The following is a 22,426-nucleotide window of genomic DNA, read 5'->3' on the forward strand; positions in this document are numbered from 1 at the left end:
ATTTTCTCGAACAGGAATACCTACGAACATGTTGCGCACATTCTTTTTGCCGCTGGCACTGGTGCTGGGACTCAACAGCGGACCAGCGTTGGCCGCCGATACGCCGCCCGATGTGCTGGCACGCACCACCACGCAGGAAGTCCTCACGATCCTGAAGCAGGACAAGGATATCCAGAACGGCAACCAGAGCAAGGTGTATCAGCTGGTCGAAGCCAAGATCCTTCCCAACTTCGATTTCAACCGCATGACCCAGCTGGCCGTCGGCAAGCACTGGCCGCGTGCCACCGCCAAGCAGAAACAGGAACTGGTGACCGAGTTCCGCAACCTGCTGGTGCGCACCTATTCCAGCTCGCTCACAGCGTTCACCAACCAGACGGTCGAATTCAAGCCGCTGGCGATGAAGCCGGACGAAACCGACGTGACCGTGCGTTCCGAGATCCGCCAGCCGGGCGGACAGCCCATTCCGATCGACTACAGCATGTACAAAACTGCCTTCGGCTGGAAGGTTTACGATGTGTCGATCGACGGCGTCAGCCTGGTGACCAATTATCGCGCGTCCTTTTCCAGCACCATCCGGCAGAACGGGATCGACGGCCTGATCAAGACCCTGGCTGCCCAGTCCGAACGCGGGACGTCCAAACCGGCGCCGCGCCCCGGCTCGTGATTGCATGTGAGGGCACGCGCTGCCGTATCGCCGGCGCGGTGACCGTCGACAGCGTCGGCGGCCTGCTGCGCGAATTGCGGCCGCACCTCGCGCAGCAGGTCGATACGCTGGATTTCAGCGGAGTCGAGACCGCCGATTCGGCCGCCCTTGCGCTCATCTTCAGTGCCATGCGCCAGGCCCGGCAGTCGGGCCGCACGCTGAGCTGTACCGGCCTGCCCGCCAGCTTTGTTACCCTGGCCGAACTGTATGGGGTGTCCGAGCTGTTGCCCGCATGAGCCAGACAAACCCCGCGATCCGTGTCAGCGAACTGCGCAAGCGCTTCCGCACCACCCAGGCGCTCGACGGGGTTTCGCTCGATATCCAGCAGGGTGAGTTTTTCGGCCTGCTGGGGCCCAACGGAGCGGGCAAGACCACACTGATCTCGATTCTGGCCGGGCTCGCCCGGGCCGATTCGGGTCATGCCGCCATCATGGGCCACGACGTGGTGCGCGACTATCGCCAGGCGCGCCGCGCCCTCGGCGTGGTGCCGCAGGAGCTGGTCTACGATCCCTTCTTCAACGTGCGCGAAACCCTGCGCATCCAGTCCGGTTATTTCGGCCTCAAGCACAACGATGGCTGGATCGACGAGATCATGCATCACCTCGATCTCACCCAGCACGCCGACAAGAACACGCAGAACCTGTCGGGCGGCATGAAGCGTCGCCTGCTGGTGGCGCAGGCGCTGGTGCACAAGCCGCCGGTCATCGTGCTGGACGAACCGACCGCCGGTGTCGACGTCAATCTGCGCCGCTCGCTGTGGGAATTCATCAGCCGCCTCAACCGCGAGGGGCACACCATCCTGCTGACCACGCATTATCTGGAAGAGGCCGAGGCACTGTGTGGCCGCATCGCCATGCTGAAAAGCGGACGCGTCGTCGCCCTCGACGCCACGCGCAACCTGCTGCAACTGACCAACGAGCATTGCGCCCAGCTGCGGTTCGACCCCGAATCCGTGCCACCCGCCTGGCAGGGCCGCCTGCAACGCGATGCCGACGGCTGCTGGCGCGTCAATTTCAGCGACTATGGCGAACTGGAAACCCTGCTTGCCGACCTGCGCGGCGCCGGAATCCGTGTGACCGAGATGCACCTGCTGGAACCTGACCTGGAGGATGTCTTCACCGACATCATGAAGCGCACATGACTGGATTGCCGGCGCTCTTCTACAAGGAACTGCTGCGCTTCTGGAAAGTGGTGGTGCAGACCGTGGTCGCCCCGGTGGTGACGGCGCTGCTGTACCTGCTGATTTTTTCCCAGGTGCTGGAAGGACATGTCGAGGTTTATCCCGGTGTCTCCTACACCCAGTTTCTGGTGCCGGGGCTGGTGATGATGAGCATGCTGCAGAACGCGTTTTCCAACAGCTCGTCCAGCCTGATCCAGTCGAAAATGCAGGGCAACATCGTATTCGTGCTGCTGCCGCCGCTGTCGTATCTGGAATTTTTCCTCGCCTATCTGGGGGCGGCGGTCTTGCGCGGGCTGATCGTCGGGCTCGGCGTATGGATGGTGACCCTGTGGTTCGCGCCGTGGCAGATGCCACAGCCTGGCTGGCTGCTGGCGTATGCAGTGCTGGCCTGCGCGATCATGGGGGCGGTCGGCATCGTCGCCGGGATCTGGGCGGAAAAATACGACCAGCTGGCGGCGTTCCAGAATTTCCTCATCCTGCCACTCACCTTCCTGTCCGGCGTGTTTTATTCGATCCACTCGCTGCCGCCTTTCTGGCAGGCCGTCTCGCACGTTAACCCGGTGTTCTACCTGATCGACGGCTTCCGCTATGCGTTTGTCGGGCAGTCCGACACCGATCCCTGGCTCGGTCTGCTGGTCGCCGGGGCCTGCTTTGTGGCAATATCCGCCCTCACTCTGATGCTGCTGAAGCGCGGCTACAAACTCAGACACTAGATTGCGAAAGACGAGCGAGGCAAAACAGACATGGTTACTCCCGACGACATCAAAGGCTGGATTACCGAGAAACTGCCGTGCGACCACATCGAGCTGGACGGCGACGGCCAGCATTTCCAGGCGGTCATCGTCAGCCCCGCCTTTGCCGGCAAGAACATGATCCAGCAGCACCGCCTGGTGTACGACGCGCTGGGTTCGCGTATGCACGCGCAGATCCACGCGCTGTCGATGAAGACCTACACTCCCGAAGACTGGGCCGCGCGCTGAATGGATGCGCTGCTGATCCACGGCGGCAATCCGCTCGCCGGTGAGGTGCGCATTTCCGGCGCCAAGAATGCCGCGCTGCCGATCCTCACCGCCAGCCTACTTGCCGTGGAACCGCTGCGTCTCGGCAATGTGCCGCATCTCAAGGACATCAGCACCATGCTGGCGCTGCTCGGCCACATGGGCGTGCGCGTCACGCTGGACGACCAGAACCGCGTCACCCTGTGCGGCGAATCGATCCCGCACAAGGAAGCCCCCTACGAAATGGTGAAAACCATGCGCGCCGCGATTCTGGTGCTGGGGCCGACGCTGGCGCGCTTCGGCGAGGCGCGCGTCTCCCTGCCCGGCGGCTGCGCCATCGGTTCGCGCCCGGTCGACCTGCACATCAAGGGTCTGCAGGCGATGGGGGCCGACATCCAGATCGAACATGGCTACATCCATGCCCGCTGCAAGCGTCTCAAGGGCGCGCGCATCGTGATGGACATGGTCACCGTGACCGGTACCGAGAACCTGATGATGGCCGCCGCGCTGGCCGACGGTACCACGGTGCTGGAAAACGCCGCGCGCGAGCCCGAGGTGGTCGACCTGGCGCGCTGCCTGGCCGCGATGGGTGCCAACGTCGAAGGCGCCGGCAGCGACGTCATTACCATTCACGGCGTCGACAAGCTTCACGGCGCCGACTATTCGGTGATGGCCGACCGCATCGAGACCGGCACCTTCCTGGTCGCCGCCGCGATGACCGGCGGCCGCGTGCGCGCCACCCACACCCAGCCCGACACGCTGGAAGCCGTGATCGCCAAGCTGCGTGAGGCGGGCGCGAAGGTCGAGACGGGGCCGGACTGGATCGAGGTCGAATCCGACGGCAAATTGAAGGCCGTGGACGTGCGCACCGCGCCGCATCCGGCGTTTCCAACCGACATGCAGGCGCAGTTCATGGCGATGAACGCCATCGCCGACGGCGCCGCCAGCGTCACCGAAACCATTTTCGAAAACCGCTTCATGCACGTGCAGGAGCTGCGCCGCCTCGGTGCGAACATCGAGGTTTCCGGCCACACTGCTTTAGTGCGCGGTGTGCCGCGACTGGACGGCGCCATCGTCATGGCCACCGACCTGCGTGCCTCGGCCTGCCTGGTACTGGCCGGCCTGGTGGCGGCAGGCGAGACCACCATCGAGCGCATCTATCACCTTGATCGCGGCTACGAGCGCATTGAGGAGAAGCTGACCCAGCTCGGCGCGCGCATCAAGCGCATGCATTGACAGACATCGAACATGAGCAATTCAGGCATCACGCTGGCCCTGTCCAAGGGCCGCATCTTTGAAGAAACCCTGCCGCTGCTGGCTGCGGCCGGCATCACTCCGACCGAGAACCCCGAGTCCTCGCGCAAGCTCATCATCGGCACCAACCGCGACGACGTGCGCCTGATCATCGTGCGCGCCAGCGACGTGCCGACCTACGTGCAATACGGCGCCGCCGACCTCGGCATCGCTGGCAAGGACGTGTTGAACGAACATGGCGGCAACGGCCTCTATCAGCCGCTCGACCTGCAGATCGCGCGCTGCCGCATGATGGTCGCGGTGCGTGAAGGCTACGACTATGCGGGGACGGTGAAGCAGGGCGCGCGCATCCGCGTCGCCACCAAATACGTCAATGCGGCGCGCGACCATTTTGCCTCCAAGGGCGTGCACATCGACCTCATCAAGCTGTACGGCTCGATGGAACTGGCGCCGCTGGTCGGACTGTCCGATGTCATCGTCGATCTCGTCTCCACTGGCGGCACGCTCAAGGCCAACGGGCTCGTCGCGGTGGAACATATCAGCGACATCAGTTCGCGGCTGGTGGTGAATCAGGCGGCGTTGAAGCTCAAGCGCCGCCTGATCCAGCCGGTGATCGATGCATTCGCGTCGGCAGTCGCTGCCGGCGGCGCGCGCTGAGGCGCTCCGCGGCGCGTGACGACCGAACGCCGACGCACGGCAGGGCTTAAGCATGTGTGAGATCGCAGGCGTCGTCTCAGCCACGCCGGTCGAGATACCCTGCTCGACGACATGGCGCAACGCCGAGGACCGCAGCCTTGCGCTGGTCGCCAACGGCGAGATCTACAACTACCGCGAACTGCGCGCCAAACTGGAAACGCTCGGCCACTGCTTCGCCACCCACTCCGACTGCGAAACGCTCCTGCACGACTACGAGGCCTGGGGGATCGCCTTCCTCGATCGCCTGCAGGGCATGTTTGCCTTCGCGCTCCACGATGCGCAGCGCTGCGAGCTGATCCTCGCGCGCGACCGACTCGGCATCAAGCCGCTTTACTACTGTCCCGATAGCCGGGGGCTGGTTTTTGGGTCCGAGATCAAAGCGCTGCTGCCCTGGCTGGGGAAGCCCGAGGTCGATCCGCAAGGACTTGCCCAACTCCTGCAGTCCAATTTCACCTGCGCGCCGCGCACGCTGCTGCAAGGCGTTGCGAAATTGCCGCCCGCGCATCTAGCCCGGATCGATACCCGTGCCCTGACGATGGAAGTGCAGGCCTAGTGGTCGTCGTTGCAGATCACCCCGCTCAGTCTTGGTTTGAACGAAGCGCTGGAACGTTTCGACATCTTGATGAAAGACGTGATGGACATCCATATGTGTGTCGACGTCCCGCTGGGCCTGTTCCTCTCGGGAGGGGTCGATTCTTCCCTGCTGGCGGCCCAACTGGCCAACGCATGGACAAACCTCTGCACACGTTCTCGGTGGGCTTCCCCGGCACTTCGGTGCACAACGAGGTCGATGACTCGATGCGGCACAGCGCGTCGTCGCGCAGTTCCACACCCGCCACAGTGTGTTCGAGGTCAGTACCGACGGCATGCTGGACTGTCTGCCGCGCAGCGTATGGGCGGTTGACGACCTCACCGCCGATTACGCCAACCTGCCGGTGTCGATGCTGGCCGAGCGAGTGGGCGTCGAACTGAAAGTGGTGTTTTCAGGCGAAGGCGGGGACGAAGTGTTCGCCGGCTATGGGCGTTATCGCTCACCCTGGATCAAGCGGGCCTGGGCGGCGATGCGCGCGCCTGGCAGCGGCAGCTTCCGCAGCAAGGGCGGCCCGCCCGGTATTGTTCAGCCCGTGATTGGCCGAAGTCTTGCCCGGTTGGCGGCAACCCTTCCGGCAGGCGTGGCAGCATACCCCACAGCAGTGGACGCGGCTGCAGCGCATGCAATGCGTGGATCTGGAAACCTGGCTGCCCGACGATCTCTTGATCAAGGCCGACCGTATGCTGATGGCCTGGGGCATGGAAGGTCGCGTGCCGTTCCTCGACCATCGGGTGGTCGAGTTCGGGCTGGCGCTGCCGGACGCCTACAAGATCGAAAAGCGTACCGGCAAGCGCTTCCTGCGGCTGTGGGGCGAACGCTATCTGCCGCGCGACCATAGGTCCTGCCGGAAGCGGGCGGCATCCGCACCTGGTTCGATCCGTCTGAGGTGCGCAAGCTCCTGCGCGCACAACAGCAGGGCGCAAAGCACAGCACCGCACCGCGCTGTGGACGCTGCTGAACTTTGCGATCTGGCATCGCATTCACATCGAGTCGGGCGGCGAAAAGCCGGCCGACCAGGCGGATCCGCTGGCGTTCATCGCGCAATGAACCGACATACCCAATATCCAATATTTTTCAATGCGCGCCATCTGGCACCAACGGTATGGAAATGAAAGAAAACAAAACTCTTGTCATGAGCCCCGAAAACCCCGGTTGGAGCGATGTACTCACTGGAACACACAGCATGCGCTACTGGCTGCTGCTGGCACCGGTCTTCATTGCGCTGCTCTATCAGGTCGGGCGCGGACTGGGCAACACAAGCTATATGCTCTACTGGGTCACCGCGGTGGTTCTGCTGGTCCGCACGCGCAGCTTCGCGTTCCCGCCAGCCGCATCGGTCCTGTACCTGGCGCTGTTGGCATGGGGCACGCTCAGCGCTGCGCTGTCGATCAATCCTGACGGCGCCTACGGCAAGTGGGTGCAGTATGCCTTGCTGGGGTCCAGCTACTTCATCACCTGGGCACTGGTGCGCACCATCCCCGAATTCAGCCTGGAGCGTGCCGTCAGAATGATCGGCGTGGCAGGCCTGATCGGCTTTGCATACTATGCAGCCCAGTTTCTCATCCTGTCGATGTCGTCCGACTTCCATCCCGAACTGCAGGTGCACGGCCTGGTACCGGCCTATCTTGCCCCCTTCGCGCTTTATTTCATCTGGCAGACCGTCAAGGGCAAAATCCGTGTTGTCCTGAGCCTGGCCTGCCTGGCCAGTCTGACCCTGCTGCTGGTTTTTTCCAACAGCCTGACCGAGGTGGTCACCCTGGCCGGGGCGCTCGCAGTGCTTGTGTTCTTCGTTGTCCCCAACAAGCGCCTGCTGGCGCTGGGAGGAACCTCGCTCCTGTTTATTGCGCTGATCCTCGCGTTCGACCCGGCCGGGCATGTGCTGAGCCAGGCAGAGCATACGCACGAGTACTGGTTCACTTTCCTCAACCAGTTGAGCAGCTTCCGCACGCAGCTCTGGTATCAGGCGATCACCATTCCGCCGCCCAACCAGTGGCTGGGCGGCGGCCCCAGCAATGTGGGGCTGTACCCGCCCGTGGTGATCAACGAGACATACAAGGTGGGGCACCTGCACAACCTGCTGCTGGACTGCTGGTATGAATTGGGTGTGGTCGGACTGGCCTTGTACATGATGTTCTATGGTGCACAAATCCTGGCAGTCATGGCTGGTGCGGCGAATCTTCGTTCCTTGCAGCATGGGGTCATGTATGCGGCTGTGGCGGGCATCCTTGTCGCAACGATGCTGGAGCAATCGTATCGGTCCTACCATGTGGCCATGTTCGTGTCGTTTCTTCTTGCACTCTATAATCCGGATTCCGGGAAACCTGGGCGTGAGCAAGGTTGATCGGTGAAATGGCAAGAAACCTCCGTCAATATATCTCCGGTGAAATGAAGCCTGTTATGTTGGCCGGGACTCTGATCCCGGCGTATCGAGTGGAGTTGCACCCAAATTGACCCCGATATGGCTCAAGCTCCTGCCGGCAAGCCTGAGGGCCAGAATCGAGCATCGCCCAAATCTGCAAAAAGCGCTCACCAATACGGGCTGGCTGTTGGGCGACAAGATACTCCGCATGGGGATGGGGCTGCTTGTCGGCGTATGGGTAGCGCGATATCTGGGGCCTGAGCAGTTCGGTCTCATGAACTATGCCATGGCCATCGTTGCCCTGTTCGGGGCGGTCGCCGGTTTGGGGTTGAATGGCATCGTTGTGCGGGATCTGGTTCAGAAGGCGGATGGAGCCAGCCTCACCCTGGGCACGACTTTCCTGCTGCAATTGATGGGTGGTTTCCTGGCTTTTGTTCTGGCTGTCGTGGCTATCAGCGTCATGAGGCCGGCTGACGACCTAGCTAGGGCAATGGTTGCAATACTCGGGTTTGCCTTGGTATTCAAGGCGTCAGAGGTGGTGAAGTACTGGTTTGAATCGCAGGTCAGATCCAAGTACACCGTATGGGTGGAAAACGGCGTCTTTCTCATTCTGGCGGCGATCAGGGTCGGTTTGATCCTGGTCAAGGCGCCGCTGCTGGCCTTTGTATGGGCGGCGTTGGCGGAAACCGCATTGGCGGGGTCATTGTTGTTGCTGGTCTACGCGAGGCAAGCGGGCTGGTTGTTGAACTGGCGCGCAAGCCGGTCCCGCGCAAAAAGCCTGCTCATGGAAAGCTGGCCGCTGATACTTGGGTCCATGGCCTCAATGATCAACATGAGAATGGATCAGGTGATGCTCGGGTCTATGGTCAACAATACAGTCGTCGGCAACTATTCCGCGGCTGTCCGATTGGCCGAGGTGTGGCTGATAATTCCCGGCATCATCGGTTCGTCCATTTATCCGTCTATCATTGCGGCAAAAGCAAAAAGCGAGGAACTTTACCGGAAGAGAATTCTTCAAGTAACCAAACTGATGGCAACAGGCGTNCTGCCAGCTGCTGTCATCATTTTCTTGCTGTCCGACCAGGTTGTCCATCTGATTTATGGCCAGCAGTATGCCGCTGCCGGAACTTACTTGGCTATCTATATCTGGACTGGCGTGCCCTATCTGGTCTTCTTTGTTCTGAACCAGATGTTTTATATCGAAGGCTTGTTGAAGGCCGGATTTGTGGTGTCGATCTTTTCCGTCGTGTCGAATGTGCTGCTCAATTTCATGTTGATACCCCTCTACGGGGGGATTGGGGCAGCGATTTCCACTTTGATAACTGCAGTAGGATCGACCCTACTCTCTTTAGCCATCCTTAATTCGAAAACCGGGATATTTCTGAACAACAGAAAATAGCCAAACCAAACCAAATCATTATGAAATTTGCAATTTTCTTGCTTGGAAAAGTTCGCCGACTCGTCGAGGCGATAACGAAGACCGAGATAAGCGTCAAGATCAGGCCGCGTGTAAAAATCCAGGTTCATCCCAGAGCGGTGTCTGATGGAAGGGCGATGGCGCTCTATGCCGACCTTGTCGAAAAGTTCTGCACCTTCAAGCCGTCGAATATTTTCGAGATCGGCGCAAATTATGCACAGGATGCGGAATATCTCAGGAAGCGTTTTGGCCTGGCGGACTTGGATATCTATGTCTTCGAGCCCCACACGGCGATCATCAAGGCGGTGCGAGAACTCTACAACTTCAACAGCTACGATTTTGCGATTTCCGATCACAACGGCAGGGCAGTGTTCCACGCCATTGACGTGGAAAACAATGAATACGGGAACAGTGGCATCTCGTCCCTGAGGAAGGGTTTGACCGCCGATAGCCGCAACTTTGTCGACATCGAAGTCGAAGTGATCAGAATGGATAAGTTCATTCGGGACAACCAGATCCAGTCGGTCGACTTTTTGAAGCTCGACGTGGAAGGTGCGAATTACGAAGTTCTCGATGGCTTCGGCGAGGAATTGTCGAAGGTCAAATCGATACAGGTTGAAGGAGAGTACCGGCAGTACTGGGAGGGACAGAAACTCTACTGGGATATCGAGCGCTTGTTGAGACAGAATAATTTCGAATTGGTGTATTTCCAGTTGTCGGACGACGGCGTGCAGTCCGACTCTTTCTGGGTGCAACAGCAATACATCGCCAGAAGTTGAGAATGGACGCCAAGAAGAACAACGCAATCGTGTTCGGCCTCACTGCGGACCATGTGTTTGCGGTGGCCTGCGTGATGATGGACCTAAAGCGGCTATCCCCAGGGATGGTCGACGAGGTCGTGATTATTCACGACGGAATTGGCAAGAATGACCAGAAAATTCTTGGCACAATCTTGCCGACCAGGTTTATTTTGTATGACTTCCCACTGAAGAGCGCGAGAGTATTAAATTCCCGTTCTGTGAGGCAATTCTCTAAGATGGTTTTTACCAAATTTGAGTGCCTCAGGTTGTTGGATGACTACAAAAATGTGATGTGGTCGGACTACGATGTCATTGTTCAAGTCGACATATCTGAACTTTTTTCCCATTGTGAAGAGGGAATTAAATTCATGCCGGGCGAGAATTCTGTCAGGGGACAATTACATGAATCAGTTAGTGAATATGATATGGAGGCCGTTGGCATAGGCGCAGGGCTTTTTGTATTTCAGGACCATTTAAAAAAACATAAAGAAATGTACCAGTTCTGCTATGCGGAACTGGACAAATATGCGGAGCTTTTATATATGCCCGAACAAGCCATATTCGATTTCATGGTTCAGCGTTTCAGTCTGCAACCGGTTCTGATCGATAGCAAGGTATTTTCGCCCCATCCTAGCGATCCAGTCTTGGCTCCAAAGGCCAAGATCATTCATGCATATGGACAGCCAAAGTTCTGGAATGGCCTACACAATGAGCATTGGCAGAAAAATTATCAGAACTGGTTAAACTTGGGGGGGGGTAAGTATGAAGAGAAATCGGCTATGGACAGGGTGATTACCAAATTTAAATCAATATTGCTGCGGTTTCGGTGCGCGATTGAGAAATTTGAGGAAAAGGCGTAGTGAGCGAGGTTGGTTACGACCGGTCCAGAATTTATCAAGTGAGTTTGGATCCGGAAAATGAGAATGACGCCAGGATTATTGCGAGCAAATACATACCATCTAATTCCGTCGTCTTGGATGTAGGTTCCGCTTGTGGGGATTTTGGCGCTTTCTTGCATAGGAACAAGAACTGCGAAATGCATGGCATGGAATTCAGTCCGGAGAGCATTGCCATTGCGAAAGAGACCGGGGCCTATTCAGCCATAAACCGAGTCGACCTCAACTCCTTTGAGAGCGCGGCCTTTGAAAATTATTGGAAATCTTTCGACGTCATTGTGCTTCTCGATGTGTTAGAGCACGTCGTGCAACCGAACAAAGCTTTTCACCCCTTTAAGACGTTCTTGAAGGAAGGTGGGTTTTTTGTGATTTCGCTTCCGAACGTGGCATTTGGGGATGTGAAGCTTCAGTTGCTGAATGACGACTTCAGCTATACGGAAACGGGCATTTTGGATAAAACTCATCTGAAGTTCTTTACCTTCAAGAGCATTGCGGACTTCTTCTCTCGGCAAGGGGTTCGGCTTCTTGACTGCTCCGTAGTCGTGTCTGACGTCACGGGTGCGCACCGAGTGCCGTCTCGCGTCAGGAGTTATGTCTTGAAGGATCCGCATTCGTTCGTATACCAGTACGTAATGAAAGCGGAACCTTCGGTCTTGGACAGAGATGCGCTAGCGCAGCTCAATTTAGACAATCTGGACATACCGTGGCGCCAAGTCAATCCGCGTCTCAGGTCGATTCGCCGAAAGAAGATCCTTGATGCAATTCTGCCACCGGGGTCTCGCCGCAGACAGATGGTGAAGCAATTGCTTGGATCGCTTCGGGGTTTGTGAATTCTCTACGTGAGACTTGGCTGAAGTGCCCGCCGTTGGAAGAAAAAATGAAGAAACTATTGATGGTCTGTATTCCGACCTATAAGCGGGAGAAGTCGTTACGCCGGTGTATCGAATCAGTGGCCGCACAAATTGAAAACGCTTCGCTATCAGGACATGTCGGAATCTATGTGGCGAACGATGCATCGCCTGATAACACGGCCAACCTGCTAAGGGATTACTTGCAACGCTACTTTGCGGCCGTGACTCGGGAACGCAACCTTGGCATGAGCGCGAATATCCGGTGCATGCTGGAAGAGGCGTCGCGGACGAGCGAATATCAATTGATCATCACAGATGACGATTCGCTTCAGCCCGGGGTTTTGGTGGAATTGGTCGAATTCCTTCGAATGCATCGCCCTAGTTTGCCGGCGGCTTGGACGCCACGATATTCATATACGGAACAAGGCGGCCTTCACTGTGTTGTTTGCGATTCCTTTCCGGATAGCGTGGCAATAGAGCCTTCATCGGCTAATGCAGCCAGGTACATGGATAATGGGTTTGTATTGTCCGGGTTAATTCTGCGGGGGGAAGCAATTGATTTCGAGTTCTGGAAAGAATTCGATGACAACGCCTATTTTCCAGTCATCGTGTTTGGAGATCTGCTCCGAGGAAAAGGCGCATACTTCTGGAAAAAAAATATCGTGCATCATACCGTGCTGAACGTTTGCCACTGGGAATCGTGGGGAAAGAACGACGTGGCAATAGAACTCAGGCTCTTTCTGGATTTTATTCTTGCATATCAGATTCTGGCCCAAAAAACTGGGACTTCGAGCTCGTTCTATTACAGGGCTTTTCCTGGCATTTACAGATCCGTCATCGAGCTTCTTAGGTCCAATAAATTGAGGGCGGACCGAAGCCTTGTGCTGGATGCGATCCGAGATCTAGCGGAAAAGCGCGCTCGGAGGCTGGGCTTGCCGGCTCGGCAAACGTTGATTCTTGCCCTTGTTGCAGGGGTTGCGTTGGCGGCCGCCAAGACCTTGGCTGCAAGCGCATTGTCATTAGTCAGTACTGGTGCAACCAAGAGTAAGAATAGGGACAGGGTCCGCGCTTACAGCGACTTACTTCGCAGTGCGCCTCTTGTTTTCAAGCTGATCACCTCGTCTGGAAGACCTTGAATGGCAAACTGGCAGCTGAAGACTCCGGTCGCGTTCATTATTTTCAACCGGCCGGAAACCACGGAGCGTGTTTTCGCAGAGATTGCCAAGGTCAAGCCACCCAAACTTCTGGTTGTGGCAGATGGTCCGAGGCCGGATAGGCCGGGTGAACTTGAGAAATGCGCGGCAACACGCGAGGTCATCAAGCGCGTGGATTGGGAATGCGAAGTCCTCACGAACTTTTCCGACGTTAATCTCGGTTGCAGGAACCGGCCGGCGAGTGGCATAGACTGGGTGTTCGAACAAGTGCCTGAAGCCATTATCCTTGAGGATGACTGCTTGCCGCACCCGAGTTTCTTTCGTTTCTGCGAAGAGCTCCTGGAACGCTACCGCGATGATGAGCGAATTGGTTTGATCAGCGGCGACAACTTCCAGTTCGGCCGTAAGCGAGGTGAGGCCAGCTACTACTTCTCGCGCTACAACCACATTTGGGGCTGGGCTTCATGGAGGAGAGCTTGGCGTCATTACGACCGTGACGCGTCCTTATGGCCGGCTTTTCGGGATGGTGGGTGGTTGGATGCCTTGGTGAATACGCACAGTGAACGGCGACATTGGGCCAAGGCATTCGATGCCGTATTTGAAGATCAGCTCGATGCTTGGGATTACCAGTGGACACTGGCGCTTTGGTCGCAGGGAATGGTGTCGGCCCTACCCAATGTCAACCTGATATCGAACATTGGTTTCGGTGCCGATGCCACCCATACGCACAAGGTAAGCGTCTATGCGGACATGCCTGTCGAGCCGATAGAATTCCCGCTTCGCCATCCAAAGATTGTCCTGCCCCACCCTGAAGCGGACACCTTTACCGGCCGACGTTCGTTCAGCACTTCAGTCGCTGGGATGGTCCTGCAAGAGCTGCGAAATATCTCGCTAAGGTTTCGGGCACGATAAAAACGCCCCAGTTGGGCGGACTCTTCGCGTCAGAAGAGAACAAATGAGAGGGAAAAGATGCCTTTGGCTTGTGTGCTGTGTGGCAGCAAGGATGTAACGGTGCGAGAGGTGGTCAGCGTTCAGGATCTAAACGCGAAATATGCGCAGGCCTTTGGTATTGAACACGCGCTGAATTCCACCCGGCTGGATTATTGTGTCTGTGCGTCTTGCGGTCTCGGATATTTCGACCCAATGGAGACGGGCGGAGAGGGGCTGTACGAGCGACTTCAGTCCTTCGACTGGTATTACATGGCAGAGAAGTATGAGTATGCAGTCGCGCAGAAATACCTGCCTGCAGAGGGGGGGGTTCTGGAGGTCGGGGGAGGCAAGGCGGCGTTCGCGAAGGTGGTCGGGGCTCACAGATACACGGGACTGGAGTTCAACGATAAAGCTATCGAGAAGGCAAGCGAGGCTGGTATTCGACTGATTAAGCAGACGGTAGAAGTTCATTCCAGTTCCGGCAATACGTACGACGCGGTTGTGTCATTCCAGGTTCTGGAGCACGTTGTGGATCCGGCGGGGTTCATCAGGGACTGCGTGAAGTGCCTGAAGCGAGGCGGGCGTTTGATTATTGCAGTGCCGGCCCATGATAGTTTTGTTGGAACTGCATTGAACAACATACTTGATATGCCGCCACACCATGTGACGCACTGGACCGGGACGACACTGCGACATTTGGCGGAACGCTTCGGTCTCGAAGTGTTGGCAATAGAGTACGAGTCCGTTGCAGAGTATCACCGGGATTGGGCGCATAAAACGATATGGGAATCACGGCTGAGACGGTGGCTCGGCATGAAACCGAAGCTGCTGGATTATTCGCTGATCGCCAGACTCGTATCCAAATTGTCGTCGATACTGGGGAAGCTTGTTCCCATTCCACTCACTGATGTCAAAGGTCACACCGTGATCGGTGTCTACCGAAAAATCTGAGTGGGCCATCCTCACATTGCCTCGCCCATCGCGAGCCTTCGATCTTGAAAGTTCGGGTATTCAATCACTCTGACTCTGTTGGCGGAGCCGCCCGGGCCGCACTTCGGATCCATCATGCCTTGCGGTCGGAGGGAGTGGATTCGCGCATGCTCGTGAACGATGCATCGTCGCAGCACTGGACGGTAGAGGGACCCCAAGGCAAGTGGGACCGGATGACGGCAATGGTTCGCCCTGTGCTCGGCAGGCTGCCGAACCGTTTGCTGACCACCGGGAACCCAATCCTGCACTCGTCGGCAATGTTGCCTTCCGGTTGGCCCAGGAAGATCAACTTGTCCGACGCTGATGTGGCGCATCTGCAGTGGGTGAATTTGGAAATGATGTCCATCGGGGACATCGGGCGCATCGAGAAGCCGATAGTCTGGACACTGCATGACATGTGGGCGTTTTGTGGCGCAGAGCATGTCACCGAAGACTTTCGCTGGCGTGATGGGTATTTGCGCACCAATCGGCCTAGCCCCGAATCAGGTTTCGATCTGAACCGCTGGGTGTGGCAACGCAAGCGCAAGGCGTGGCGGAGGCCGATGCATATTGTCGCCCCCAGCCATTGGTTGGCCGATTGCGTGCGCCAGAGTGTTCTGATGTGCGGCTGGCCGGTTTCTGTAATTCATAACCCTCTCGACACAGAGGTGTGGCGGCCGATTGAAAAGCATTCTGCTCGTCAGTTGTTGGGACTGACTTCGGCAGGGCCGCTGCTTTTGTTTGGAACATTTGGTGCCAATGCGGCGCCCCATAAAGGCTTCGATCTTCTGCTTTCTTCGCTGCAACACTTGCGGGAGCAGATGGGCGACCTGCACTTGCTGATATTGGGTCAGAATGCGCCGCGCGAGCCGCTCGATCTGGGATTCCCCGTTTATTACATGGGGCATCTACATGATGATCTTAGCCTCCGGGTGCTATACAGCGCGGCCGATGTGATTGTGATCCCTTCACGTATTGAAAATTTGCCCAATATGGGCGTCGAATCCCTGGCTTGTGGGACTCCGGTGGTGGCGTTTGACACTTGTGGCTTGCCTGACATCATTAGCCACCAGCAGACAGGCTATCTGGCGAAGGCATTCGATGCGGAAGATTTGGCACATGGAATACAGTGGGTGTTGGAAGATAGTGAGCGCTATGCGTGGTTGGCCACTCAAGCGCGGGAGGACGCTGTTGCGCGGTTCTCCTATCAGAAGGTGGCTCGACAATACATGGACGTGTACCACCAAGCCATTCGGGATGCATGACAGTGGGCTCCATACTTGAAGTTCGGCATGGCGGCAATAGCGGAGCCCAGTCCGTCGTACAGGAGGGTGGCTTGCGCATGACGGGAGGAAGAAAGCGATTCGAACCCGGCCAACCTCTGATCACCATCATTACTTCGACCTACAACGCGGCCGGGCATCTTCCCGATGCGATCAAATCGATTCGTGAGCAGACCTACGGCAACATCGAATGGATTGTTGTGGACGGTGCCTCAAGAGACGGCACGCTGGATATCCTTCGGCAAAACGAGGATGTGATCGATTACTGGATGAGCGAGCCGGACAAGGGGATTTACGATGCCTGGAACAAGGGCATTCGCCACGCGACGGGTGAATGGATTCTTTTCCTGGGCGCGGACGATTACCTGTGGACGCAGGATGTGCTGCAGAAAATGGCGGCCATGCTTGATTCGGCTTATCCCGCATACAGGGTGGTTTATGGGAAAGTTGCGCTGGTCAATCAGGCCGGCGAGGGTATCTATTTTCCGGGCGAGGCGTGGGAAAGGGTACGGAACCGCTTTCGCAGCGTGATGTGCCTTCCGCATACGGCCCTGTTCCATCACCGGGATTTATTTCGAGTGCATGGGGAATTCGATACCTCATTCAGGATTTCCGGTGACTACGAATTCCTTCTGCGGGAGTTGAAGGATCGCGAGGCGATGTTCGTGGATATCGTGATCGCCGGAATGTCGCTCGGCGGAATCTCGTCGAATCCTGCCACTTCCGAAAGGATGCTGTTTGAAATGCGTCGTGCCACCCGGGAAAACGGCCGCATTTTCCCGGGCATCCCCTGGCTGTTGGCTGCCGTCCGGCATATGCTGCGGCGTGTTTTGTGGCGCCTGCTAGGCGAGAGAGGCGCCCGCCATTTACTGGATATGGGACGACGGTTGATGGGCAAGCCGGCGCACTGGACGCGGACATGAGCCAGTTGAATACTGTGGCACCTGTCAGTGTCGTGATTCCCGCCTTTCGAGCCAAGGCTACCATTGCAGAAGCTATCGACTCGGTGGCCAAGCAGACCCAGTTGCCCCTGGAAGTCATCGTGGTGAATGACGGCAGCAAGGACGGGACGGGGGATTTCGTTAGGGAACTCGCGCTGCGTTACGACCCGGCTTGGTTGAAGGTGCTGGAACTGAGCGAAAATCAGGGGGCTGCGTCAGCACGTAACGCAGGATGGGCCGCGGCGCGAGGGGAGCTCATCGCATTCCTCGATGCGGATGATCGCTGGCACCCGAACAAAATCGAATATCAGTATGAATATATTTGCATGCATCCCGACGTTGCATTGTGCGGGCATGGCTACCGTATCGCGCGTGGTTCGGGAGCCGACTTGGATATCCCGCATCCGGCGCAAGCCGAGGATGTCCGGCCGCTCAGGCTTCTATTGTTCAACCCACTTGTAACGCCTTCCGTCATGGTCAGGGCAAACATTTCCTTCCGCTTCATGTCCGGCAAACGCCACACGGACGACCATTTGCTGTGGATGGAGATCGCCTTGTCGGGATTGCGCGTGGTGAGGATGTCAGCTCCGCTCGCCTTGATAAGCAAGCCCATGTTCGGAGCGGGTGGGCTGAGCTCACAGATGTGGGCGATGGAGAAAGGTGAACTGAATAATTATTGGCATCTGAAGACAATCGGAATGATAGGGCTGCCAGCGGCGATAGCTTTGATGGCCTTTTCATTGGCCAAGTATGTGCGTCGTCTGCTCATTGTTGCGTTCCGGCGTGCGGCCAGTCTGGTTCGTGGTGATAACCACGCTACGCAGCCGTGATCTCGATTTCGGTGGTCAGCCATGGCCAGGGCGACTTGGCAGGTAATGTCCTCGCAGACCTCGCCCGCTTTGCCGATTCGTTGCCCCTCGAAGTCATTCTGACCCGCAATATTCCCGAGCGGCTGCCATTTTCCTCTGAGGATTTTCCGTATCCTGTAACGGTCGTGGCGAATGCCTCGCCGAAGGGTTTCGGCGCAAACCACAATGCCGCCTTTCGGCTCGCGGAGGGAAAATGGTTCTGCGTGTTGAATCCGGACATACGCATGCCGGAAAACCCTTTCGCGCTATTGATCGAAGAGATTGAGCGCCAGCGCGCCGCCGTGATTGCGCCTGCCGTGCTTTCCCCGGCAGGACAAATTGAGGACAGCATTCGCCGGTTCCCGACACCCTTTTCTCTGGCCAACAAGTTGTTGGGCCGGGGCGATGGCCGCTATGCTTTTGCGGTGGGTGATGAAACCTTTCCGGCTGACTGGGTGGGTGGCATGTTCATGCTGTTCAGGGCTGAGGATTACCGGCGCGTGGGTGGTTTCGACGAGGGGTTCTTTCTTTATTACGAAGATGTCGATATCTGCACGCGCCTGTGGCAGGGTGGGCACCGGGTGCTGGCCTGCCCCAAAGTGCAGGTGTCCCATGATGCGCGCCGTGCGAGCCGGCGGGATTTTCGTTACATGCGCTGGCATGCAGGCAGCATGGCGCGCTACCTGAGCAAGCATTGGCTGCGTCTGCCGAAGACGGGCAACTCGTGATGACAAGTCCGAACCATTCCAGGGTGCTGGTCACGGGCGCCGCCGGTTTTGTCGGCCGCGCGCTGTGCAGTCAACTCACCGGCGCCGGCCAAGCGGTTATCCCCGCTGTGCGGCGCGGGTCGGAGTTGCAGGGCGAGGTGGTGATCGGCGATATCGGGCCATCGACGGACTGGCGTCTGCCGCTCGCGGGCTGCGATGCGGTTGTCCATCTTGCAGCGCGTGTGCACATGATGCAGGAAAGCGTCCAGGACCCTCTCGCGTTGTATCGAGAGATCAATACCGAGGCCACCCTCAATCTCGCCCAACAGGCGGCACAGGCGGGGGTGAGGCGCTTCGTTTTCATCAGCACCATCAAGGTCAACGGCGAGGGGCGTGATGCACCCTATCGGGAAACCGATGCGGCCACGCCCGAGGATCCGTATGCGATATCCAAGTGGGAAGCCGAACAGGGGCTGCGCAGGATCGCGCAGGAAACCGGGCTGGAAGTAGTGATTCTGCGGCCGCCGCTCGTATATGGATCGGGCGTGAAGGAGAACTTCCGGCGTCTGCTCGACACCGTCGCGCGCGGCTGGCCGCTCCCGCTCGGGGCGATCCACAACCGTCGCAGCCTTCTCTATCTTGGCAACTTTGTCGACGCGATCCGCGTGTGCATCGAACATCCGGCTGCGGCGGGACAAACTTTCCTGCTCGACGACGGCCATCCGGTTTCGACGCCCGAACTGGTTCGCGCGCTGGCGCGGGCGATGGGGCGGCCGGCCCGGCTGTTTCCTGTCCCGGTGGGCGTACTCAGGCTCGTCGGCACGATGCTGGGGAAGCGGGCGCCAGTGGCACGCCTGACAGGCTCCCTGTACGTGGATAGCTCGGCTATCCGCTCCCGCTTGGGCTGGACGCCTCCCTATTCCCTGGCGGAAGGGCTGGCGGAAACGGTGGTTTCAGCAAAATGAGTTGGCTTGCCGTTGTTTTCTCGTTCGTGGCGTGCTGGCTGACGCTCTCCTGGCTCCTGCGCCGCAACCGCCTGCCGATGGACCACCCCAACGAACGCTCGCTGCACGCGACGCCGACGCCGCGCGTCGGTGGGCTGGGCATCATGGCCGGCGTGCTGGCGGCGGCGCTGTGGCTCGGTGATACGGCACTGTTGCCGGTGACGCTGGGCGCGTTCGCGCTCGCTGCGGTGTCGGTGCTCGACGACGTACGCGGCCTGCCGGTGCGCGTGCGCTTCCTGGCCCACTTCGTCGCGGCGGGGGGCTGCCTGCTGGCACTGGGCCTGACCGGTTGGGCCTTGCTCGCGGGCATGCTCGCAGTGGTCTGGGTGACCAACCTCTACAATTTCATGGACGGCTCGGACGGACTCGCGGGCGGCATGGCGGCAATCGGCTTCAGCGCGCTGGGGCTGGCTGCGTGGCTCGGCGACGCACCCGGGCTGGCCGCATTCTGCGCGGCGATCGCGGCGGCGGCGCTCGCCTTTTTGCGCTTCAATTTCCCGCCGGCGCGGGTGTTCATGGGCGACGCCGGCTCGATTCCGCTGGGCTTCATGGCGGCTTCGCTGGGTATCCTGGGTGCGCTGCGGCATGTGTGGCCCTGGCTGTTTCCGCTGCTGGTGTTCTCCCCCTTCATCGTCGATGCCAGCGTGACGCTTGCGCGGCGCGGGCTGCGCGGCGAACGAATCTGGGAGGCGCACCGCTCGCATTACTACCAGCGCGCGGTGCTGCTCGGTGCGTCGCATCGCCAGATCGCCCTCGCCGCGTATGCGCTGATGCTGGCTATGGCAGCGCTGGCATTCGTGCTGCTGTTTTTGCCGCAAACCCTTGCGTGGCTGCTTATACTGTCGGCCGCAACCTACCTGCTGATTTTCCTCGCCATCGATTTGCGATGGCACCGGCCTCGCAATGAAGCTTAATCCGCGTATCGCGCTCATCGTCCTGTACGACATCCTGGTGGCGGCCATCGCCTGGCTGGCCGCGTACTGGCTGCGCTTCAACCTGGAGGTGCCGGCTGCGTTCCGGACGGCGGCTGTCTCCACTCTGGCCTGGGTGGTGCCGCTGCAGGCGGCGGTGTTCTGGCGTTTTGGCCTCTACCGCGGCATCTGGCGCTTCGCCAGCCTGCCCGACCTCAAGCGCATCGTGCTGGCGGTCGGGTTGGCGGCGCTGCTGGTTCCGCTGGTGCTGGTCCTGTTTCGTGTCAGCGCCGTGGTGCCGCGTTCGGTGCTGATCCTCGATCCGCTGCTGCTGGTGGTCGTGATGGGCGGCAGCCGTCTGGCTTACCGCGCCTGGAAGGAACATCGCCTGGCCAGCGTACTGCACCCCGACAGCAAACCGGTGCTGGTGGCCGGTGCCGGCTCGGCGGCGGACTTCCTGCTGCGCGAGCTGGCGCGCAACCCGGCGGGCTTTCACGTGGTGGGCCTGCTCGACGATAGCCGCGACAAGCAGGGGCGGCTGGTGCAGGGCGTCCCGGTGCTCGGGCCGTTGGCCGACGTTGCCGACTGGGCAAAGAAAATGGACGTCGACGACGTGGTGCTGGCGCTGCCGTCGGCTGCGCACGCGGTGCGCAAGCGCATCACCCAGGCCTGTACCGAGGCTGGGTTGAACGTGCTGACCGTGCCCTCGCTCGAAGACCTGGTGGCTGGCCGGGTGTCGGTTTCCAGCCTGCGCCGAATCGAACTCGACGACCTGCTGGGGCGTGACCCGGTACAGCTCGACGACAGCGGCTTGCACCAGCTGCTGACCGGCCGGGTAGTGATGGTGACCGGGGCCGGCGGTTCGATCGGCTCCGAGCTGTGCCGCCAGATCGCGCGCTTTGCGCCAGCGAAACTGGTGCTGTTCGAGCAGTCCGAGCTGGCGCTGTATGCAATGGAGCAGGAGCTGCCGCAGCGCTTTCCCGGTCTTCCGATCGTGCCGGTGATCGGCGACGTCAAAAACGCCGCTTGGGTCAGTCAGGTCATGGCAGTGCAGCGTCCCGTTGTGGTGTTCCATGCCGCCGCCTACAAGCACGTGCCGCTGATGGAGAACGCCAATGCCTGGGAAGCGGTGCGCAACAACGTGCTCGGCACCCAGGTCGTCGCCGCGGCCGCGCAGGCGCATGGCGTGGGCAAATTCGTGATGATTTCCACCGACAAGGCGGTCAACCCGACCAACGTCATGGGGGCGACCAAGCGCCTTGCCGAGATGGCGTGCCAGGCGATGCAGCAGCGCCTGGCCGATCAACCCAGCGGCACGCGCTTCGTGTCGGTGCGCTTCGGCAACGTGCTCGGTTCGTCCGGCAGCGTGATTCCCAAGTTCCAGAAACAGATCGAAGCGGGCGGGCCGGTGACGGTGACGCACCCCGAGATCACCCGCTACTTCATGTCGATCCCCGAGGCCGCGCAGCTGGTGCTACAGGCGGGGCTGATGGGCGAGGGCGGCGAGATCTTCGTGCTCGATATGGGCGAACCGGTGAAGATCGCCGAACTGGCGCGACTCATGATCCGGCTGTCGGGCGCGGACGAGGAGCGTATCCGCATCGAGTACAGCGGCCTGCGCCCCGGCGAGAAGCTCTATGAGGAATTGCTCGCCGATGACGAATCGACGTTGCCGACGCCGCACCCCAAGCTACGGGTGGCGAAGGCGCGCGCCGCCGATGCGGGCTGGCACGACGAATGTCTGGCCTGGCTGGCCTGTTCCGATCCCTATGATGAAGCGACGGTGAAATGCCAGCTGAAAACCTGGGTGCCGGAATACCAGCCGGAAACGGCACCGTCGTGACACCATTGTTCAAGATTCAAGATTCAAGATTCAAGACTCAAGACTCAAGACTCAAGACTCAAGACTCAAGATTCAAGGTATGAGGGGTTC

General features: G+C 59.0%; 25 protein-coding genes and 1 pseudogene. All 26 read left to right on the plus strand.

Going from position 1 to position 22,426, the window contains the following annotated elements; all coding sequences use genetic code 11:
* Positions 1 to 28: 28 nt before the first annotated feature.
* The 26 genes and pseudogenes from B059_RS0101460 (at position 29) to B059_RS0101580 (ending at position 22,336) form a co-directional block, all read left to right on the plus strand.
* Positions 29 to 664 carry an MlaC/ttg2D family ABC transporter substrate-binding protein gene (locus tag B059_RS0101460; RefSeq protein WP_018076462.1) on the plus strand — a complete coding sequence of 212 codons (636 nt, stop codon included), beginning with the start codon at positions 29 to 31 and terminating at the stop codon, positions 662 to 664.
* Complete coding sequence (locus B059_RS0101465) at positions 661 to 939, plus strand: STAS domain-containing protein (protein WP_018076463.1); 279 nt, start codon at positions 661 to 663, stop codon at positions 937 to 939. Before B059_RS0101460 ends, B059_RS0101465 begins: the two co-directional genes overlap by 4 nt.
* Entirely contained in the window at positions 936 to 1,844 is a 909-nt protein-coding gene (locus B059_RS0101470) for an ABC transporter ATP-binding protein (protein WP_018076464.1), read from the plus strand. Before B059_RS0101465 ends, B059_RS0101470 begins: the two co-directional genes overlap by 4 nt.
* Positions 1,841 to 2,596, plus strand: a complete 756-nt coding sequence (locus B059_RS0101475) for an ABC transporter permease (RefSeq protein WP_018076465.1) — start codon at positions 1,841 to 1,843, stop codon at positions 2,594 to 2,596. Before B059_RS0101470 ends, B059_RS0101475 begins: the two co-directional genes overlap by 4 nt.
* 30 nt (positions 2,597 to 2,626) lie before the next feature.
* On the plus strand, positions 2,627 to 2,863 hold the full coding sequence (locus B059_RS0101480; protein WP_018076466.1) for a BolA family protein: 237 nt from the start codon (positions 2,627 to 2,629) through the stop codon (positions 2,861 to 2,863).
* Entirely contained in the window at positions 2,864 to 4,117 is a 1,254-nt protein-coding gene (murA, locus tag B059_RS0101485) for a UDP-N-acetylglucosamine 1-carboxyvinyltransferase (protein ID WP_018076467.1), read from the plus strand.
* 12 nt (positions 4,118 to 4,129) lie between these two features.
* Entirely contained in the window at positions 4,130 to 4,792 is a 663-nt protein-coding gene (gene hisG, locus B059_RS0101490; RefSeq protein WP_018076468.1) for an ATP phosphoribosyltransferase, read from the plus strand.
* Positions 4,793 to 4,844: 52 nt separating this feature from the next.
* A complete protein-coding gene (locus B059_RS19820; RefSeq protein ID WP_026177226.1) occupies positions 4,845 to 5,384 on the plus strand; it encodes an asparagine synthetase B family protein in 540 nt (179 codons plus the stop codon).
* A gap of 69 nt (positions 5,385 to 5,453) precedes the next feature.
* Positions 5,454 to 5,735: an asparagine synthase-related protein gene (locus B059_RS21570; RefSeq protein ID WP_272867451.1), complete on the plus strand. Its 282-nt coding sequence runs from the start codon at positions 5,454 to 5,456 to the stop codon at positions 5,733 to 5,735.
* A pseudogene (locus B059_RS21575) lies at positions 5,674 to 5,874 on the plus strand (asparagine synthase-related protein); the annotation flags it as partial. The gene B059_RS21570 and the pseudogene B059_RS21575, both read left to right, overlap by 62 nt.
* Positions 5,875 to 6,052: 178 nt before the next feature.
* The gene (locus B059_RS21580; protein ID WP_336433332.1) at positions 6,053 to 6,535 is read left to right on the plus strand and encodes an asparagine synthase C-terminal domain-containing protein; all 483 of its coding nucleotides are present in this window, start codon (positions 6,053 to 6,055) and stop codon (positions 6,533 to 6,535) included.
* Positions 6,536 to 6,606: 71 nt separating this feature from the next.
* On the plus strand, positions 6,607 to 7,764 hold the full coding sequence (locus B059_RS0101510; protein ID WP_018076469.1) for an O-antigen ligase family protein: 1,158 nt from the start codon (positions 6,607 to 6,609) through the stop codon (positions 7,762 to 7,764).
* Positions 7,765 to 7,870: 106 nt separating this feature from the next.
* Entirely contained in the window at positions 7,871 to 9,181 is a 1,311-nt protein-coding gene (locus tag B059_RS18470) for a flippase (protein WP_018076470.1), read from the plus strand.
* 20 nt (positions 9,182 to 9,201) lie between these two features.
* Positions 9,202 to 9,978, plus strand: a complete 777-nt coding sequence (locus B059_RS0101520) for an FkbM family methyltransferase (RefSeq protein ID WP_081601561.1) — start codon at positions 9,202 to 9,204, stop codon at positions 9,976 to 9,978.
* Positions 9,979 to 9,980: 2 nt separating this feature from the next.
* Positions 9,981 to 10,859, plus strand: coding sequence for a glycosyltransferase (locus B059_RS0101525; RefSeq protein WP_018076472.1), 879 nt, complete (start codon positions 9,981 to 9,983; stop codon positions 10,857 to 10,859).
* On the plus strand, positions 10,859 to 11,725 hold the full coding sequence (locus B059_RS0101530) for a class I SAM-dependent methyltransferase (protein ID WP_018076473.1): 867 nt from the start codon (positions 10,859 to 10,861) through the stop codon (positions 11,723 to 11,725). The genes B059_RS0101525 and B059_RS0101530 overlap by 1 nt, the downstream gene beginning before the upstream one ends.
* 47 nt (positions 11,726 to 11,772) lie before the next feature.
* Complete coding sequence (locus B059_RS0101535) at positions 11,773 to 12,882, plus strand: glycosyltransferase family 2 protein (protein WP_018076474.1); 1,110 nt, start codon at positions 11,773 to 11,775, stop codon at positions 12,880 to 12,882.
* A complete protein-coding gene (locus B059_RS0101540) occupies positions 12,883 to 13,812 on the plus strand; it encodes a glycosyltransferase family A protein (protein ID WP_018076475.1) in 930 nt (309 codons plus the stop codon).
* 57 nt (positions 13,813 to 13,869) lie between these two features.
* The gene (locus B059_RS19830; RefSeq protein ID WP_018076476.1) at positions 13,870 to 14,781 is read left to right on the plus strand and encodes a class I SAM-dependent methyltransferase; all 912 of its coding nucleotides are present in this window, start codon (positions 13,870 to 13,872) and stop codon (positions 14,779 to 14,781) included.
* A gap of 44 nt (positions 14,782 to 14,825) precedes the next feature.
* Positions 14,826 to 16,064: a glycosyltransferase family 4 protein gene (locus B059_RS0101550; RefSeq protein ID WP_026177229.1), complete on the plus strand. Its 1,239-nt coding sequence runs from the start codon at positions 14,826 to 14,828 to the stop codon at positions 16,062 to 16,064.
* A gap of 77 nt (positions 16,065 to 16,141) precedes the next feature.
* Entirely contained in the window at positions 16,142 to 17,005 is an 864-nt protein-coding gene (locus B059_RS18480; RefSeq protein ID WP_018076478.1) for a glycosyltransferase family 2 protein, read from the plus strand.
* On the plus strand, positions 17,002 to 17,853 hold the full coding sequence (locus B059_RS19835; protein WP_018076479.1) for a glycosyltransferase family 2 protein: 852 nt from the start codon (positions 17,002 to 17,004) through the stop codon (positions 17,851 to 17,853). Before B059_RS18480 ends, B059_RS19835 begins: the two co-directional genes overlap by 4 nt.
* A complete protein-coding gene (locus tag B059_RS0101565; protein ID WP_018076480.1) occupies positions 17,850 to 18,599 on the plus strand; it encodes a glycosyltransferase family 2 protein in 750 nt (249 codons plus the stop codon). The genes B059_RS19835 and B059_RS0101565 overlap by 4 nt, the downstream gene beginning before the upstream one ends.
* The gene (locus B059_RS0101570) at positions 18,599 to 19,543 is read left to right on the plus strand and encodes a UDP-glucose 4-epimerase family protein (protein ID WP_018076481.1); all 945 of its coding nucleotides are present in this window, start codon (positions 18,599 to 18,601) and stop codon (positions 19,541 to 19,543) included. The genes B059_RS0101565 and B059_RS0101570 overlap by 1 nt, the downstream gene beginning before the upstream one ends.
* Positions 19,540 to 20,496, plus strand: coding sequence for an MraY family glycosyltransferase (locus B059_RS0101575; protein ID WP_018076482.1), 957 nt, complete (start codon positions 19,540 to 19,542; stop codon positions 20,494 to 20,496). Before B059_RS0101570 ends, B059_RS0101575 begins: the two co-directional genes overlap by 4 nt.
* Positions 20,486 to 22,336 (plus strand): polysaccharide biosynthesis protein, encoded by a 1,851-nt coding sequence (locus B059_RS0101580; RefSeq protein ID WP_018076483.1) that lies wholly within the window; start codon positions 20,486 to 20,488, stop codon positions 22,334 to 22,336. Before B059_RS0101575 ends, B059_RS0101580 begins: the two co-directional genes overlap by 11 nt.
* Positions 22,337 to 22,426: the final 90 nt, after the last annotated feature.

The sequence above is a fragment of the Thiobacillus denitrificans DSM 12475 genome, from assembly GCF_000376425.1.
Taxonomy (GTDB): Bacteria; Pseudomonadota; Gammaproteobacteria; order Burkholderiales; family Thiobacillaceae; genus Thiobacillus; species Thiobacillus denitrificans.

Coding starts and splice junctions, on each gene's coding strand:
- B059_RS0101460 (WP_018076462.1), top strand. CDS start 29: ATGTTGCGCACATTCTTTTTGCCGCTGGCACTGGTGCTGGGACTCAAC.
- B059_RS0101470 (WP_018076464.1), top strand. CDS start 936: ATGAGCCAGACAAACCCCGCGATCCGTGTCAGCGAACTGCGCAAGCGC.
- B059_RS0101475 (WP_018076465.1), top strand. CDS start 1,841: ATGACTGGATTGCCGGCGCTCTTCTACAAGGAACTGCTGCGCTTCTGG.
- B059_RS0101480 (WP_018076466.1), top strand. CDS start 2,627: ATGGTTACTCCCGACGACATCAAAGGCTGGATTACCGAGAAACTGCCG.
- murA (WP_018076467.1), top strand. CDS start 2,864: ATGGATGCGCTGCTGATCCACGGCGGCAATCCGCTCGCCGGTGAGGTG.
- hisG (WP_018076468.1), top strand. CDS start 4,130: ATGAGCAATTCAGGCATCACGCTGGCCCTGTCCAAGGGCCGCATCTTT.
- B059_RS19820 (WP_026177226.1), top strand. CDS start 4,845: ATGTGTGAGATCGCAGGCGTCGTCTCAGCCACGCCGGTCGAGATACCC.
- B059_RS21570 (WP_272867451.1), top strand. CDS start 5,454: ATGAAAGACGTGATGGACATCCATATGTGTGTCGACGTCCCGCTGGGC.
- B059_RS0101510 (WP_018076469.1), top strand. CDS start 6,607: ATGCGCTACTGGCTGCTGCTGGCACCGGTCTTCATTGCGCTGCTCTAT.
- B059_RS0101520 (WP_081601561.1), top strand. CDS start 9,202: ATGAAATTTGCAATTTTCTTGCTTGGAAAAGTTCGCCGACTCGTCGAG.
- B059_RS0101525 (WP_018076472.1), top strand. CDS start 9,981: ATGGACGCCAAGAAGAACAACGCAATCGTGTTCGGCCTCACTGCGGAC.
- B059_RS0101535 (WP_018076474.1), top strand. CDS start 11,773: ATGAAGAAACTATTGATGGTCTGTATTCCGACCTATAAGCGGGAGAAG.
- B059_RS0101540 (WP_018076475.1), top strand. CDS start 12,883: ATGGCAAACTGGCAGCTGAAGACTCCGGTCGCGTTCATTATTTTCAAC.
- B059_RS19830 (WP_018076476.1), top strand. CDS start 13,870: ATGCCTTTGGCTTGTGTGCTGTGTGGCAGCAAGGATGTAACGGTGCGA.
- B059_RS18480 (WP_018076478.1), top strand. CDS start 16,142: ATGACGGGAGGAAGAAAGCGATTCGAACCCGGCCAACCTCTGATCACC.
- B059_RS19835 (WP_018076479.1), top strand. CDS start 17,002: ATGAGCCAGTTGAATACTGTGGCACCTGTCAGTGTCGTGATTCCCGCC.
- B059_RS0101570 (WP_018076481.1), top strand. CDS start 18,599: ATGACAAGTCCGAACCATTCCAGGGTGCTGGTCACGGGCGCCGCCGGT.
- B059_RS0101575 (WP_018076482.1), top strand. CDS start 19,540: ATGAGTTGGCTTGCCGTTGTTTTCTCGTTCGTGGCGTGCTGGCTGACG.
- B059_RS0101580 (WP_018076483.1), top strand. CDS start 20,486: ATGAAGCTTAATCCGCGTATCGCGCTCATCGTCCTGTACGACATCCTG.